Origin of the sequence: Aeromonas dhakensis, assembly GCF_000820305.1 — a bacterium.
GTDB lineage: Bacteria > Pseudomonadota > Gammaproteobacteria > Enterobacterales > Aeromonadaceae > Aeromonas > Aeromonas dhakensis.
Window position 1 is genome coordinate 14,390 of sequence record NZ_CDBH01000044.1, and the last position, 14,795, is coordinate 29,184.

At 64.7% G+C, this 14,795-nt stretch carries 12 protein-coding genes; 6 read left to right on the forward strand and 6 right to left on the reverse strand.

Annotation, left to right across the window (positions count from 1 at the left end; translation table 11 throughout):
- From BN1143_RS10435 to xseA, 4 genes are all read left to right on the forward strand, one after another.
- Positions 1-756 (forward strand): MotA/TolQ/ExbB proton channel family protein, encoded by a 756-nt coding sequence (locus BN1143_RS10435; RefSeq protein WP_042050549.1) that lies wholly within the window; start codon positions 1-3, stop codon positions 754-756.
- The gene (locus BN1143_RS10440; protein WP_042050551.1) at positions 756-1,175 is read left to right on the forward strand and encodes an ExbD/TolR family protein; all 420 of its coding nucleotides are present in this window, start codon (positions 756-758) and stop codon (positions 1,173-1,175) included. The genes BN1143_RS10435 and BN1143_RS10440 overlap by 1 nt, the downstream gene beginning before the upstream one ends.
- A 138-nt stretch (positions 1,176-1,313) precedes the next feature.
- Positions 1,314-2,243: a DMT family transporter gene (locus tag BN1143_RS10445; RefSeq protein ID WP_042050552.1), complete on the forward strand. Its 930-nt coding sequence runs from the start codon at positions 1,314-1,316 to the stop codon at positions 2,241-2,243.
- 107 nt (positions 2,244-2,350) lie between these two features.
- Positions 2,351-3,715, forward strand: coding sequence for an exodeoxyribonuclease VII large subunit (gene xseA, locus BN1143_RS10450; RefSeq protein ID WP_042050553.1), 1,365 nt, complete (start codon positions 2,351-2,353; stop codon positions 3,713-3,715).
- An 88-nt stretch (positions 3,716-3,803) separates the two neighbouring features.
- On the opposite strand, the gene hutW is transcribed toward xseA, so the two are convergent.
- The gene (gene hutW, locus BN1143_RS10455) at positions 3,804-5,174 is read right to left on the reverse strand and encodes a heme anaerobic degradation radical SAM methyltransferase ChuW/HutW (protein WP_042050554.1); all 1,371 of its coding nucleotides are present in this window, start codon (positions 5,172-5,174) and stop codon (positions 3,804-3,806) included.
- A gap of 260 nt (positions 5,175-5,434) precedes the next feature.
- On the opposite strand from hutW, the gene BN1143_RS10460 reads away from it, so the two are divergent.
- Positions 5,435-7,030: a methyl-accepting chemotaxis protein gene (locus BN1143_RS10460; RefSeq protein WP_042050556.1), complete on the forward strand. Its 1,596-nt coding sequence runs from the start codon at positions 5,435-5,437 to the stop codon at positions 7,028-7,030.
- Between the two features lie 107 nt (positions 7,031-7,137).
- Here BN1143_RS10460 and aroG read toward each other — a convergent pair whose 3' ends face one another.
- The 5 genes from aroG to BN1143_RS10485 all read right to left on the reverse strand — a co-directional run bounded on the left by aroG (position 7,138) and on the right by BN1143_RS10485 (position 12,951).
- Entirely contained in the window at positions 7,138-8,193 is a 1,056-nt protein-coding gene (gene aroG, locus BN1143_RS10465) for a 3-deoxy-7-phosphoheptulonate synthase AroG (RefSeq protein WP_017765809.1), read from the reverse strand.
- A 213-nt stretch (positions 8,194-8,406) separates the two neighbouring features.
- Complete coding sequence (gene aroA, locus BN1143_RS10470) at positions 8,407-9,690, reverse strand: 3-phosphoshikimate 1-carboxyvinyltransferase (protein ID WP_042050559.1); 1,284 nt, start codon at positions 9,688-9,690, stop codon at positions 8,407-8,409.
- Between the two features lie 171 nt (positions 9,691-9,861).
- Entirely contained in the window at positions 9,862-10,950 is a 1,089-nt protein-coding gene (serC, locus tag BN1143_RS10475) for a 3-phosphoserine/phosphohydroxythreonine transaminase (protein ID WP_017779633.1), read from the reverse strand.
- 224 nt (positions 10,951-11,174) lie between these two features.
- The gene (locus BN1143_RS10480; RefSeq protein ID WP_042050560.1) at positions 11,175-12,101 is read right to left on the reverse strand and encodes an electron transfer flavoprotein subunit alpha/FixB family protein; all 927 of its coding nucleotides are present in this window, start codon (positions 12,099-12,101) and stop codon (positions 11,175-11,177) included.
- A 100-nt stretch (positions 12,102-12,201) separates the two neighbouring features.
- Complete coding sequence (locus BN1143_RS10485) at positions 12,202-12,951, reverse strand: electron transfer flavoprotein subunit beta/FixA family protein (RefSeq protein WP_042050562.1); 750 nt, start codon at positions 12,949-12,951, stop codon at positions 12,202-12,204.
- 123 nt (positions 12,952-13,074) lie between these two features.
- Here BN1143_RS10485 and BN1143_RS10490 point away from each other — a divergent pair, with 123 nt between their 5' ends.
- A complete protein-coding gene (locus tag BN1143_RS10490) occupies positions 13,075-14,718 on the forward strand; it encodes an electron transfer flavoprotein-ubiquinone oxidoreductase (protein WP_042050564.1) in 1,644 nt (547 codons plus the stop codon).
- Positions 14,719-14,795: the final 77 nt, after the last annotated feature.

Here is a 14,795-nt window from a genome sequence, read left to right on the forward strand (position 1 = left end):
ATGGATCCTGAAATCGCAAGCAACGGCATGGGCATCGCCCACCTGCTCAGCCAGAACAGCGGCGTTGGGCTGATCCCCTTCATCCTGCTGGTATTGATGTCCCTTGGCACCTGTTATTACGCCCTGCTCAAGGGCTATCTCGCACAGCGGGAACTACGCCTCAACGCCCGCTTCGTCGCCGATTTCTGGCAGCACGACAGCGTGCAGGAGATGGAGCGCCAGCTGGCCCACCTGCCGCCGCAGGAGGCCTATGGCCGGCTGACCGGCGCCGCGCTGGCGGCCGTGGCCCAGCTGAACCGGGCCGAGGAGCGTGCGGTCAGCTGCAAGCTGGGCTCGCCGGATGAATATCTGCTGCGCGCCATGCGCCGGGCCATCACCCAGGAGCGGGTGCGGCTGGAGCAGGGGCTGGCCTTCCTCGCCTCGGTGGGCTCGGCAGCCCCCTTCATCGGGCTGTTCGGCACCGTCTGGGGCATCTACCACGCCCTGCTGGCCATCGGCGCCGCCGGTCAGAGCAGTCTGGACAAGGTTGCCGGCCCCGTGGGCGAGGCGCTGATCATGACCGGCTTCGGTCTCGCGGTCGCCCTGCCGGCCGTGCTCATCTACAACTTCTTCGTGCGGCGCAATCGCCTCAGGCTCGCGGCGCTGGAGGAGTTTGGCCACGATCTGTTCACCCTGCTGGTGACCGGCTGCGAGCAGGTCGCCACCACCAAGGTCACTCCGCTGATGGAGCGTAAAACCAGAGAGGGGCGCGGCTGATGGCATTTGGCAAACTGTCGGACGAGGGGGACGATCAACCCCTCTCCGAGATCAACATGATCCCGATGATCGACGTCATGCTGGTGCTGCTCATCGTCTTCATGATCACCGCCCCCCTGCTCACCAACGCGGTCAAGCTGGAGCTGCCCGAGGCCAGCAGCCAGCTCAACCAGCCAGACAAGCAGGAGATCAACCTCGCCATCGATGAGGCCAGCAAGATCTACTGGAACGATCAGGAGGTCGACGAGGCCGCCCTGCTCGCCAAAATGGAGAGCGCCGGCCAGGCCGAGGGGGAGCTGCCCGAGATCCAGCTGCGCATCGATCGCAAGGTGGAGTACGGCATCATCGCCAGGGTGATGGCGCAGGCCTCCCGGCACGGCCTGCACAAGATTGCCTTCGTGAGCCAGCCGGAGCCGTAACGCTCCCGTCACCCACAGGCCGGTACGCCAGGGCATGGATGCCCTGCTGCCATCCTGGCAGTTGCCAGCACAGGCACCTTGTCGGCATCATGCCGATGCAGCGCCAATATTGGCCACCATCACCGCAAGGACGACACCATGAAACCTGCCGATTATGGGCGCCTGCTCCTGCTGGCCGCCATCTGGGGCGCCAGCTTCCTGTTCATGCGCATCGCCGCCCCGGCGTTTGGCGCCGTCAACACCACCTTCCTGCGGGTCCTGTTCGCCCTCATCGGGCTTGCCGTGATGCTTCTGCTGCTGCGCGCCCCCATGGGGTTTCAGGGCAAGCTCAAGTCCGCCATGCTGCTCGGCGTCATCAACTCCGCCATCCCGTTTCTGATGTACGCCATCGCCGCCCTCTGGCTGCCGGCCGGCTACTCGGCCATCCTCAACGCCACCACGCCGCTGATGGGGGCCCTCATCGGCTTTTCCTGCTTCAACGAGCGCCTTGACAGGCGCAAATGGCTGGGGGTGGTATTGGGGGTAATCGGGATCAGCCTCATCACGACTACTGGCGAGGTGAGTGCCGGCGGGCATCTGCAGCCCGGAGTGCTGGCCTGCCTGCTTGCCACCGCCTGCTACGGCCTCGCCGGCTTTCTCACCCGCAGCTGGATCACCCATCGCGGCGGGCTCGATGCCAAGCTGGTGGCCTTTGGCAGCCAGCTGGGTGCCAGCCTCTTCCTGCTGCCCTTTTTCGCTTACCAGCTGGCCGCCGGCCCTGCGGTCGACTGGGCCGTGCCCACCGCCTGGGCCAGCGTGCTGGCGGTCGGCGTGGTCTGCACCGCCCTCGCCTATCTGCTCTATTTTCGACTGATCGCCGATATCGGCCCGCTACGCAGTCTCACCGTCACCTTCCTGATTCCCCCCTTTGGCATCTTGTGGGGCGCGCTGGTGCTGGGCGAGACCTTGAGCCAGGGCTTAGTGCTGGGGGGCCTGGTCGTCTGCCTCTCGGTCTGGCTGGTGACCAGCCAGGCCAGCACCCCGGCCGTTCAGGCCCGGGCGCAGCCTCAGGATCCGGACGCACGCTGAACCCGCCAGGACCAGCGCCGCTCGGCGTTCGCCCCGAACTGCGTTAAGATGGCGCCATTGTTTTATGCCCCCGCCCCCAAGGCGGGGCACACAGTGCAGGACCAGCCTTGAACTACCGCAACGAACCGAGTCAAAGCAGACAACAGCAGGTCTTTACCGTCACCCGCCTCAACAGCGCCGTGCGCATGATCCTGGAGCAGGATCTGGGGCTGGTGTGGTTGACCGGCGAGCTCTCCAACCTGGCGATGCCAAGCTCCGGCCACTGGTACTTCTCCCTCAAGGACATGTCGGCCCAGGTGCGCTGCGCCATGTTCAAGGGCAACAACCGGCGGGTGGCGTTTCGCCCGCAGGATGGCATGCAGGTGCTGGTGCAGGCGCGGGTCTCGCTTTATGAGCCACGCGGCGATTACCAGCTGATCATCGAGTCGATGCAGCCGGCGGGCGACGGCGTGCTGGCGCTGCGCTTTGAGGAGCTCAAGCGCCGCCTTGGCGCCGAGGGGCTGTTTGACGAGGGGCGCAAGCGGCCGCTGCCGCGCGAACCGCGCGCGGTGGGCCTCATCACCTCCGCCACCGGCGCTGCCCTCCATGACATGCTGACGGTGCTCAAACGCCGCGCACCGGATCTGCCGGTGTTTATCTACCCGACCCAGGTGCAGGGCAGCGCCGCCATCGGCCAGATCGCCTCTGCCATTGCCCTGGCCAACCGCCGCGCCGAGGTGGATGTGCTGATCGTCGGCCGTGGCGGCGGGTCGCTCGAAGATCTCTGGTGCTTCAACGAAGAGGCGGTGGCGCGCGCCATCGCCCACTCCGCCATTCCGGTGGTGAGCGCGGTGGGCCACGAGGTGGACGTCACCATCAGTGACTTTGCCGCCGACTTGCGCGCCCCGACCCCGTCGGCGGCGGCCGAGCTGGTGGCGCCGGATCAGAGCGCCCGCGCCCAGCGCCTCGCCCATCTCAAGCAGCAACTGCTGCAGGCGATGAACCGCCAGCAGACCGCCGCCCGCCACGATTTCATCCTGCTGCAAAAGCGGCTCGACCATCAGGATCCGAAGCGGCGGCTGGAGCAGCAATCCCAGCGCCTCGACGAGCTCTCCGCCCGCTTGCAGCAGCTGATGAACCACAAACTGCATCAGGGGGAGCGGCGCCTCGCCAATCTGGAGCTGCGCCTGCAGGGCAAGAGCCCGGAGCGCTTGCTGGCCGCCGGCAAACGTCGCCACCAGCTGGCCGAGGAACGCCTCCATGCCCTCATCGCCAAGCGCCGGGATCTGGCGAGCCACCGCCTCGCCATGCTCAGTGCCCGCCTCGACGGGGTGAGCCCGCTCGCCACCCTGGGCCGCGGCTACTCCATCACCCGCACCCAGAGCGGTGAGGTGATCAGCCGCGCCGCCCAGGTCGATGCCGGCCAGACGCTGGTCACCCAGCTTGCAGAGGGGCAGCTGCGGGTGCGGGTGGAAGAGGTCCACCAGCCATAACAAACAAGGGGGGCACATCAGGTGCCCCCCTTGTTTATCATTCCCTTTTTGCCCGGCCCTCTTGGCCAGTGCACTCACACCAGCACACTCACACCAGCGAATGGCGCACCGCCTGCGCCGGATCGGCAGGCGCCGTACCCGACACCGCCAGCGGGTTGAGCTGCAAGTATTCAAACAGCCCGGCCTGCAGATTGACGTTCCAGAAGCGCCCCGCCAGAGTGAGCTCGAGTCGCACCTCGCTCAGCGTTGCCAGCCCGTGCTGCTGCCAGGCCTCAAACAAGGGTTGCAGATGTACCCGCAGCGGCGTCGGCAAGCGGGCCAGCGCCAGCCAGCCGCAGTCCAGCGCGCCGCGCAGCAGACCATCGAGGCGGCCATTGGGATTGCGCCCCATCACCATGCCGGGGGCCCGCAGATCCGCCGCCAGCGCCTCGTGCCAGAGCGCCAGATCCCGGCCATACATGAGGCCGTGCCCATGCACGTTGCCGCCAGCCCCGGCCCCGAAGGGGAGGATCTCGGCGCCGCGCTTGGCCATCTGGTTGTAGCGGCTCTGCTCGGCCTCGCCGCGCCGCCAGTGGCTGCAGGAGAGCCGCTGCCAGCCCTCTTGCTCGAGCGTCTGGGCACCATAGGCATACATGGTGGCCCGCTGCTGGCCGTCGGCGGCCCAGCCGAGCTTGTCCTTCGCCTCGGCACGGGCCAGATGGGTGCCGGCCATGGCGATGAGCTGATAGAGATCCACCCCGTGCACCCCACTCGCCATCACATCCGCGATGTCCTGACGCCACACCGCATCGTCCTGGCCAGGCAGGCCGAAGATGAGATCGGCCACGATCACCGCATCGTCGTGACGGGCCAACTCCCCCAGCCGGGTCAGCAGGGTCTCCCGGTCGTCGAAGCGGGCCGCCGCCTGGCGCACCTCGGTATCAAAGCTCTGCACCCCAAACGAGAAGCGGTTGAAGCCGCCCGCCAGCGCACTGTGCCACTTGGCATCATCAAAGCCATTGAGGCGCCCCTCCAGGGTCACCTCCGCATCCGGGGTCATGGGAAAACGACGGATGGCGGCGGCCAGCATCGCCAGCTCGTCGGCGCTCATGTCCGTCGGTGTGCCGCCCCCCACATAGACGGCCGAGAAGGGGCGGCTCTGGACAAACGGTGTCTCGGCCGCCCGGGCAAGCGCGCCGCAGAGCGCGTTGACATAGCGGGTGATGCGGGCCGGGTTGGCGCCATTTTCAAAGAAATTGCAGAAGCTGCAGCGCTTGCGGCAAAACGGGATGTGGATATAGAGCGCTCGCTCGTCCGCCTCGCTCTCGCGGCGCCACCAGGCTTGCCAGTCGGCATGGTCGAGGGTGAGCGGACGCACGCCGCCGCGACTGGCGTGGGCCGAGTTCTTGGCGCCAAAGGCGAACTTGAGGGGATCCGGGGTGGCAAGACCTGTCATGGTCGGGGTCAGCAGTGGTGTCATCGCAGGCAGGCTATCGAGTGAAATAATGCAAATGATAACCACTATCAATAAGTGCCAAGTTTGTGCTGGATCAACTCAATGACGAACAACCCTCGTTTGCTACGCACCATTAACCTCCATCATGGATCCAGTTAACAGTTAATTTACTCAAGATGAGGTAGGGTGAGCCGATAGAGAACCATCTCCCCCGTTCTGATGAGCAAACGGGGGAGAGTCATCAACCATTGACGATCGCTCACCTGCGCATGGACCTGCCAACGATGCAAAATCTGTCTCTGAACTGGAAAATCTTTCTCCCCCTCGCCCTGGTCATCGGCTGCACCTTCGCCCTCAGCTTCGAGCTTTCCGCCTGGCTGCAACGGGATCTCGCCATCCGGCTGGCAGGTGAAAAGGTGGAGAGCGCCGCCAACACCTACATGGATCAGCTCAACGTGCTGATGATGACGGGGGCCATCGCCAATCGCCAGATCGTGCAGACCAAGCTCAAGAGCGAGGCCGGCATCGTCGAGGCCCGCCTGATCCGCGCCCCGGCAGTGACCAGCCTGTTCGGTCCTGGCCACCCGGATCAGCAGATTGAAGACAAGCTGGACGAGCGCGCCATCAACCAGGGGGAGACCATTCTCGAGCAGCAGGGCAACCAGCTCACCCTGATCAAGCCCTTCAAGGCCTACAAGGAGTATCGCGGTACCCAGTGCACCACCTGCCACCAGGTGGCGGAAGGCACCGTCATGGGGGCGGTGCGCATCAGTTACGATCTCAGCCACACCTTTGGCGAGATCCATCGCAACAACCTGATCCTGAGCGGCAGCCTGGTGGCGGTGTTCGGGCTGGGCTTCGGCCTGCTGGGCTGGGTGCTGCAGCGCTACATCAAGCGGCCGGTGCGCCATCTGCAGCTGGCCATGACCCGCATGGCCAAGGAGCGGGATCTCTCCCTCCCCCTGGAAAACCCCAACCGGGATGAGCTGGGCGAGATGACCCGCGCCGTCAGCGCCATGGTGCAGGGGTTTCGCCACAGCCTGCAGGAGGTGGAGAGCGCCACCCACCAGCTCTATCAGGAGTCCAACCAGATCCGCCAGGTGGCGACCCAGACCGAAGGCTCGGCCCGTCAGCAGGAGAGCATGACGGTACAGGTGGCCGCAGCCGTCAGCGAGCTGGCCGCCAGCTCTCACGAGGTGCGCGAACACGCCCGCAAAAGCGCCGAGCTCTCCGCCCTCACCAACCAGGATGCGGCCAACACCAGTCGCCTCGCCCAGCACTCCATCAACGACATGGGCGAAATGTCGGCAGAGATCGAGCGGGTCGACAAGGTGATCCAGCAGCTCGACAACCGCTGTCTGGCGGTCGACGGGGTGCTGGAGGTGATCAAGGGGATCGCGGATCAGACCAACCTGCTCGCCCTCAACGCCGCCATCGAGGCGGCCCGGGCCGGCGAGCAGGGACGCGGCTTTGCGGTGGTGGCCGACGAGGTGCGCGCCCTCTCCAACCGCAGTCGCACCGCCAGCGAAGAGATCTCCCAGATGATCGCCGCTCTGCAGAACGAGGCCCAGAGCGCGGTATCGGTGATCGGGGATGCCAAGGCCAAGGCGGACGAGAGCATCCACAAGACGGAGGCGACCCTGGCCGCCATGCAGAACATCATCGGCCGCATCAGCAGCATCAACGATCTCAACGCCCAGATGGCGCAGTCCGCCGAGGAGCAGGACAGGGTCTGCAGCGAGGTGGACGGCTCGGTGAGCGACATTCGCAACACCTCCAACGACACCCTGGGCCAGGCCCACGCCGCCAACCTCGCCAGCGTCCAGCTGGTGGAGCAGTGCCGCAAGCTCGAGCAACTGCTCAAGACCTACCGCTGGTGATCATGCCTGTCGCCCGCGGCGGCCAATAAAAAAAGCGCGACCCTGGGTCGCGCTTTTGTTTTGTGTCTCGTAGCTCAGGCGCGCCACGTGGCGCAGCCTGCCCGAAATTAGCCTGCGTTGCGGGTGGCCACCGCATCGGCCAGATTGCGCAGCAGGGTCTCGGTGTCGGCCCAGCCGATGCAGGCATCTGTGATGCTCTGACCGAAGGTGAGTTCGCACCCTTCCACCAGATCCTGACGGCCCTCCACCAGGTGGCTCTCCACCATGACGCCGAACACCGCCTTGCTGCCGGCACGCAGCTGACCGGCCACGTCCTCGGCCACCAGCATCTGGTTCTTGAACTGCTTGCTGCTGTTGGCGTGGCTGAAGTCGATCATCACCTTCTGCGGCAGACCGGCCTTGTCCAGCCCCTTCACCACCTCGTCCACGTGAGCGGCGCTGTAGTTCGGCTCACGGCCGCCGCGCAGGATGATGTGGCAGTCCGGGTTGCCCCGGGTCGCAACGATGGCGGAGTGGCCGTATTTAGTCACCGACAGGAAGTGGTGCGGCGCGCTGGCGGCGCCGATGGCATCGATGGCCACCTTGATGGTGCCGTCGGTGCCGTTCTTGAAGCCCACAGGGCAGGAGAGACCGGAGGCCAGCTCGCGGTGCACCTGGGATTCGGTGGTACGGGCTCCGATGGCGCCCCAGCTCATCAGATCCGCCACGTATTGCGGGGTGATCATGTCGAGGAACTCGGAGGCGGTCGGCAGCCCCATGTCGTTGAGATCCAGCAGCAGCTTGCGACCGATGCGCAGGCCGTCGTTGATCTGGCAGCTGTTGTCGAGGTAAGGGTCGTTGATCAGCCCCTTCCAGCCCACCGTGGTGCGCGGCTTCTCGAAATAGACCCGCATCACTATCTCCAGCTGGCCCTTGAGTTCGTCACGCAGCACCTTGAGGCGCTTGCCGTACTCCAGCGCGGCGGCGGGGTCGTGAATGGAACAGGGGCCGATCACCACCAGCAGGCGCTGATCTTCACCGGCCAGGATCTGATGGATGGCCTGACGGGATTCAAAGACGGTATTGGATGCGACCTCGGTGGCCGGAAACTTCTCAAGCACCGCAACCGGGGGTAATAACTCTTTGATTTCACTAATACGAACGTCGTCGGTTTGATGCTGCATGATAAGGCTTCCTGCTAGATGACTGCGATAAAGAAACTTCAATCTAGCCCGCACAAGCAGCGGTGTAAATAGAAAATTACATTATCGGATAAGGAATTTTATTAACCTACCTTGCAAGTTTGAATAATGCTGCTAGGCGAGGATGAAGAGAGGGGGGTAGCAGAGCGGGACAGCCCAAAGAAACAGGCCCGCAGCGAGGCGGGCCTGGTTGACTCATGCACGCTGGCTGATGCTGGCCAGCTTGTCGAAATAGTCCGGGAAGGTCTTGGAGGTACAACCCGGATCATTGATGGTGACAGCAGTATCGGACAGCGCCACCAGCGAGAAGCACATGGCGATGCGATGGTCGTTGTAGGTATCGATGGCTGCATGCTTGAGCTGCTCTGGCGGGGTGACGGTGATGAAGTCACGCCCCTCCTCCACCTCGACGCCCAGCTTGCGCAGCTCGGTCGCCATGGCGTGCAGACGGTCGGTCTCCTTCACCCGCCAGTTGTAGATGTTGCGAATGGAGGTGGGTCCCTCGGCGAACAGCGCGGCCACGGCGATGGTCATGGCCGCATCTGGGATGTGGTTCATGTCCATGTCGATGCCGTGCAACTGCGCCTGCTCGGCCTCGATGAAGTCATCGCCCCAGGTGATGCGGGCGCCCATCTTCTCCAGCACGTCGGCGAAGTGGATATCGCCCTGAATGCTGTGCTTGCCGATGCCGGTGACCCGCACCTTGCCCTTGATGGCGCCCGCCGCGAGGAAGTAGGAGGCGCTGGAGGCATCCCCTTCCACCAGGAAGTCACCCGGGCTGACGTAGCTCTGGTTGCCCTTGATATAGAACAGCTTGTAGTTGTCGTGCTCGATGACCACCCCGAACTGCTTCATGATGTGCAGGGTGATGTCGATGTAGGGCTTGGAGACCAGCTCCCCCTTGATGTGGATGCGGGTGTCGCCCGCCGCCATGGGCGCCGCCATCAGGAAGGCGGTCAGGAACTGGCTGGAGACGGAGCCGTCGACATGGACATCACCGCCCCACAGCCCCTTGGCATCCACCACCAGCGGCGGATAGCCGTCTTTCTTCAGGTACTGGATATGGGCGCCCGCTTCGCGCAGGGCATCCACCAGATGGCCGATGGGACGCTCTTCCATGCGCGGTTCCCCGCCCAGGGTGTATTCGCCGGAGCCCAGACACAGGGCGGCACACAGCGGGCGCATGGCGGTGCCAGCGTTGCCGAGGAACAGATTGACCGGCTCCTTCACCGCAAAACTGCGGCCCAGACCGTGCACGGTGCACTCTGTCTTGTCGGCGGAGAGCTTGTACTTGACCCCGAGCTGGGTCAGCGCCGCCAGCATGTGACGAATGTCATCGCTGTCGAGCAGGTTGGTAAGCCGGGTGGTGCCACGGGCCAAGGCTGCCAGCAGCAGGGCCCGGTTGGACACGCTCTTGGAGCCGGGCAGATTGACCTCACCGGCCACACGAGAAATGGGTTCCAAACGCAACGAATTCATAGACTTCCTGTACGATCTCAAAAAATTGACCTGACCGGACGTTAGCAGCCCGCGCCCTGCTCGGCAAGACTGCACGTGGTACAAAAGCGGGCCGTGGGGACGGCCGGTCCGGCATCAGGGAAAAAACAGACGCCGGGGAGTCCCCGGCGTCGGCAATCGGGGAAAAACGCCTCAGCCGTGGCGCTTGGCAAAGCCGTCCATAAAGCTGACCAGCGCCTTCACCCCTTCCAGCGGCATGGCGTTATAGAGGCTGGCGCGCATGCCGCCGACGATGCGGTGTCCCTTGAGCGCCAGCAGGCCGGCGGCTTCCGATTCGGCCAGGAACAACTTGTCCAGCTCGGCATTTTTCAGCTGGAACGGGATGTTCATCCGCGAACGGCAGCTGGCATCCACCTGGTTGCCATAGAAGCTCGACTGATCGAGATAGCCGTAGAGGAAATCGGCCTTCTCCTTGTTGCGCGCTTCCATCGCCTCGAGGCCACCCTGTTCTTTCAGCCACTCGAACACCAGCCCGGCTAGATACCAGGCGTAGGTGGGCGGGGTGTTGAACATGGAATCGTTCTTGGCGGTGAGCTGGTAGTCGAAGATCGACGGCACATCGGCGCGAGCCTGGTTCAGCAGATCGTCGCGCACGATGGCGATGGCCAGCCCAGAGGGGCCGATATTCTTCTGGGCGCCGGCATAGATGATGCCGAAGCGGCTCACGTCGATGGGACGGGAGAGGATGGTGGAGGAGAGATCCGCCACCAGCGGCACCTCGCCGGTGGCCGGGATGTCGAACATCTCGATGCCGTCGATGGTTTCGTTCGGGCAGTAGTGCACATAGGCCGCATCGGCGCGAAACGCTGGGGTCGGCAGCAGGTGGGAGATCCCCTGCTCGTTCTTGGCAACACCCTGGAAGGTCTGGATGTCGCCATACTTTTTGGCCTCATCCACCGCGCTCTGGGACCAGACCCCGGTCAGCAGGAAGTCGGCCTTTTTGTTGGCGCCCCCCAGCAGGTTCATGGGCACCGCGGAGAACTGGCCACGGCCGCCGCCGTGCATGAACAGCACCTTGTAGTTGTCCGGCACCGCCAGCAGCTCGCGCAGATCGGCTTCGGCCTTCTCGGCGACCGCCATGTAGGGCTTGCCGCGGTGGGAGAGCTCCATGACCGAGGCTCCCAGCCCCTGGAAATTACAAAATTCGCGCTGGGCGCGCTCCATGACTTCGACCGGCAACATGGCGGGGCCGGCGCAGAAGTTGTAAATCTGTTTGCTCATGACGCTTTCCGTGAGTGGATGAGTGTGATCGGGGACTTGTCTGGTTTTACACAAGTGCAGCCCCCGGATCAAAGGCTTTTTGGGAGCTGGCTCAACCTTTTGCCGACCCGCAGCCAGTGGTCTTGGCAGAAAAAAGCCCTGAACGGGTCAGGGCTTGCAGAGAACATGCGTGGAAATGGGCGCCTGCCGGTGCTCAATGCCCCAGGCCCCCTTTTTTCACCAGGTTACAGCTTGGCGGTGAGCTCCGGCAGCAAGGTGAAGAGATCCCCCACCAGCCCGTAGTCGGCCACCTGGAAGATCGGGGCCTCGCTGTCTTTGTTGATGGCGACGATCACCTTCGACTCCTTCATCCCCGCCAGATGCTGGATGGCGCCCGAGATGCCGACCGCGATGTAGAGCTCAGGCGCCACCACCTTGCCGGTCTGGCCCACTTGCAGATCGTTGGCGACAAAGCCCGCATCCACCGCCGCCCGCGACGCCCCTACCGCGCCGCCCAGCTTGTCAGCCAGCGCCTCGATCAGCGCGAACTGCGCCTTGGAGCCGAGCGCCCGCCCGCCGGAGACCACCACCCGCGCCGCCGCGAGCTCGGGTCTGGCGGAGCGCACGGCGCGCCGCTCGATGAGGCGGGTACGGCAAGTCACCTCGCTCACCGGCAACCGCTCTACCTCTGCCTGGCCGCCGCTCGCCGCCTTGGCGAAGGCGGTGGGCCGGATGGTGAGCACCTTGATGGGGGCGCTGCTCGCCACCCGGGCCACGGCGTTGCCCGCGTAGATGGGGCGCAGGAAGGTGTCGCCGCTCTCGATGCCGGTCACCTCGGAGAGCATCTCCACCCCGAGCCTGGCCGCCACCCGCGGCAGCAGATCCTTGCCCTGGGTGCTGGCGGCCATCAGGCAGTGCTGATAATCCCGCGCGATATGGGCCAGCAGCGGATCGACTCCGTCGCTCAGCCCCTCCGCCAGCATGGGGTGCTCGGCCAGTAGCACCCGATTCACCCCCTGCAGGGCGGCGGCCTGTTCACCCGCCTCGGTCAACCCCTGCCCCAGCAACAGCAGATGCACCTCGCCGCCCAGCTGGCCCCCAGCGGTGACCAGACGGGCCACGTTGTCGGCCAACTGGCCCTGATGATCTTCGGCAATGATCAATACGCTCATGACTGTCCCTTGCTATCGTCCGTTGATGTCCCTGCCTGTGTGCCCATCACGCCCCCGAGCTTGCCGCCGGCGGGCGGGGTTCTGTTGATTGCTGGCAGCATCAGAGTACCTTCGCTTCGTGCTTGAGTTTGTCCAGCAGCTCGTCCACCGAGCCCACCATGATGCCGGCGCTGCGGGCAGCGGGGGCCATCACCCCGAGCAGCCGGGTCTGGCCGGCCGGCTCGACGCCGAGGGCGGCGAAGGGCGCGCTCTCGAGCGGCTTGCGCTTGGCCTTCATGATGTTGGGGAGCGAGGCAAAACGCGGCTCGTTGAGGCGCAGATCCACGGTCACCACCGCCGGCAGCGCCATGCCGAGGGTCTCGAGGCCGCCGTCAATCTCGCGGGTCACCTGCAATTCCCCCTCCACCAGCTTGATGGCGGAGGCGAAAGTGGCGAGCGGCCAGTCATTGAGGGCGGCGAGCATCTGGCCCACCTGGTTGTTGTCGGAATCGATGGACTGCTTGCCGAGCAGCACCAGATCGGGCTTTTCCTGCTCGCATACCTGTTGCAGGGCGCGCGCCACGGTGAGCGGGGTCAGGGTCTCGCCAGTCACGTAATGACGGGCTCGATCCGCTCCCAGCGCCAGGGCGTGACGCAGCTGTTCGGCCGCCGCCTCGGGGCCGAAGGTCACCACCACCAGCTCGGATGCCACGCCGGCTTCGCGCAGCCTGACCCCCTCTTCCACCGCAATTTCACAAAACGGGTTGATCCCCATCTTGACGTTAGCCAGCTCCACGTCCGAGCCATCGCTCTTGACCCGGACCTTGACGTTGTAATCCAGCACCCGCTTGACCGCGACCAGCAGCTTCATGACGCGCATCCCTCGCTTCTGTTGAGTGAATCCATGAAAACCCTCACATTTTTTGCTTACATTTACTTTACGTTTACGTAAACTACCAGCATTACCCTAGGCCAAGTCGAGCACAGAGGCAAGATGGAACGCGAAGCAATGGAATTTGATGTCGTCATCGTCGGTGGCGGCCCGGCGGGACTCAGTGCCGCCATCGCCCTCAAGCAGCACAATGCCGAGCTGTCGGTCTGCCTGCTGGAGAAGGGAGCGGAGATCGGCGCCCATCTGCTCTCCGGCGCCCTGCTGGATCCCGTCGCCCTCAAGGAGCTGCTGCCAGAGAGCTGGCAACAGGCCCCGCTCGGGGTCGAGGTCAACGACGATCAGGTGCACCTGCTGCAAAGCGACAGCCGCGCCCTGCAACTGCCCAACTGGGCGGTGCCGCCGCGCATGCACAACGAGGGCAGCCGCATCATCAGCCTCGGCAACCTCTGTCGCTGGCTCGGTCAGCAGGCCGAGCAGCTGGGAGTCGAAATATACCCGGGTTTTACCGCAAGCGAACTCATCATGGAAGCGGGACGGGTCAAGGGTGTGATCACCGGCGATCTCGGGCTGGATCGGGCGGGCAATCCGAAAGCGGATCACGTGCCCGGCATGGCGCTGCTCGGTCGCTACACCCTGTTTGCCGAAGGGGCGCGCGGCCATCTTGGCAAGCAGCTGATCGCCGATTTTCATCTGGAAAACGCCACCCAGCCGCAGCACTACGCCATCGGCTTCAAGGAGCTGTGGCAGCTCCCCCCCGGTCAGGGCAAAGCGGGCCAAGTGCTGCACGGCAGCGGCTGGCCACTCTCCGAGGGGAAGGAGGACAAGAGCCAGGGCGGCTTCTATCTCTATCATCTGGAGCAGGATCAGGTGGCGGTCGGGCTGATAGTCGATCTCAACTACCGCAACCCCTGGCTCAGCCCGTTTGACGAGTTTCAGCGCCTCAAGCATCACCCGCTCATCGCCGCGGCATTGCTGGGGGGCGAGCGCATCAGCTACGGCGCCCGCGCCATCGCCAAGGGGGGCTGGCATTCCCTGCCCCGCATGCACTTTCCCGGTGGCCTGCTCATCGGTTGCGATGCCGGCACCCTCGACTTCTCCCGCATCAAGGGGATCCACACCGCCATGAAGTCCGGCATGCTGGCGGCCAAGACAGTCGCCATGAGTCTGCGCGGCGGCGATGAAGGGGGCCGGGATCTGGCCGAATACGGCGATGCGCTGCAACAGAGCTGGCTGGCCCATGAACTCAAAACGGCGCGCAACTTCGGCGCCGCCCTGCACCGCTGGGGCCCCTGGCTCGGTGGTACCTTCAACTGGCTGGAGCAGCGGTTGTTTGCTAACTCCTCGCCGTTCACCCTGCTGGACAAGGAGCCGGACTACCGCCAGCTGCGCATGGCCAGCCGCTGCCAGCCCATCGACTACCCCAAGCCGGACGGCAGGCTCAGCTTCGACAAGCTCTCGTCTGTCTATCTGGCCAACACCAGCCACGACGAGGATCAGCCCTGCCATCTCAAGTTGCAGGATGAGACGATCCCGGTGGCGGTCAACCTGCCCACCTGGGCCGAACCGGCCCAGCGCTACTGCCCGGCCGGGGTGTTCGAGATCCTGGGCTCGGAGAGCCAGCCCCGCCTGCAGATCAACGCGGCCAACTGCATCCACTGCAAGACCTGCGACATCAAGGATCCGAGTCAGAACATCGTCTGGACGCCGCCGCAGGGCGGCTCAGGCCCCAACTATCCCAATATGTAACCGGCTTGCCTGCGCAGACAGCAGGATGCACAGCCCAGAACATCGCCCCAACGCCGCCGCAGGGCGGCTCAAGCCCC

What these genes read in the sequence shown, in the direction of transcription:
- aroG (WP_017765809.1), bottom strand. Translation starts at nt 8,193, where the DNA reads ATGCAGCATCAAACCGACGACGTTCGTATTAGTGAAATCAAAGAGTTA.
- BN1143_RS10460 (WP_042050556.1), top strand. Translation starts at nt 5,435, where the DNA reads ATGCAAAATCTGTCTCTGAACTGGAAAATCTTTCTCCCCCTCGCCCTG.
- BN1143_RS10440 (WP_042050551.1), top strand. Translation starts at nt 756, where the DNA reads ATGGCATTTGGCAAACTGTCGGACGAGGGGGACGATCAACCCCTCTCC.
- BN1143_RS10435 (WP_042050549.1), top strand. Translation starts at nt 1, where the DNA reads ATGGATCCTGAAATCGCAAGCAACGGCATGGGCATCGCCCACCTGCTC.
- serC (WP_017779633.1), bottom strand. Translation starts at nt 10,950, where the DNA reads ATGAGCAAACAGATTTACAACTTCTGCGCCGGCCCCGCCATGTTGCCG.
- BN1143_RS10445 (WP_042050552.1), top strand. Translation starts at nt 1,314, where the DNA reads ATGAAACCTGCCGATTATGGGCGCCTGCTCCTGCTGGCCGCCATCTGG.
- BN1143_RS10480 (WP_042050560.1), bottom strand. Translation starts at nt 12,101, where the DNA reads ATGAGCGTATTGATCATTGCCGAAGATCATCAGGGCCAGTTGGCCGAC.
- hutW (WP_042050554.1), bottom strand. Translation starts at nt 5,174, where the DNA reads ATGACACCACTGCTGACCCCGACCATGACAGGTCTTGCCACCCCGGAT.
- aroA (WP_042050559.1), bottom strand. Translation starts at nt 9,690, where the DNA reads ATGAATTCGTTGCGTTTGGAACCCATTTCTCGTGTGGCCGGTGAGGTC.
- BN1143_RS10485 (WP_042050562.1), bottom strand. Translation starts at nt 12,951, where the DNA reads ATGAAGCTGCTGGTCGCGGTCAAGCGGGTGCTGGATTACAACGTCAAG.
- BN1143_RS10490 (WP_042050564.1), top strand. Translation starts at nt 13,075, where the DNA reads ATGGAACGCGAAGCAATGGAATTTGATGTCGTCATCGTCGGTGGCGGC.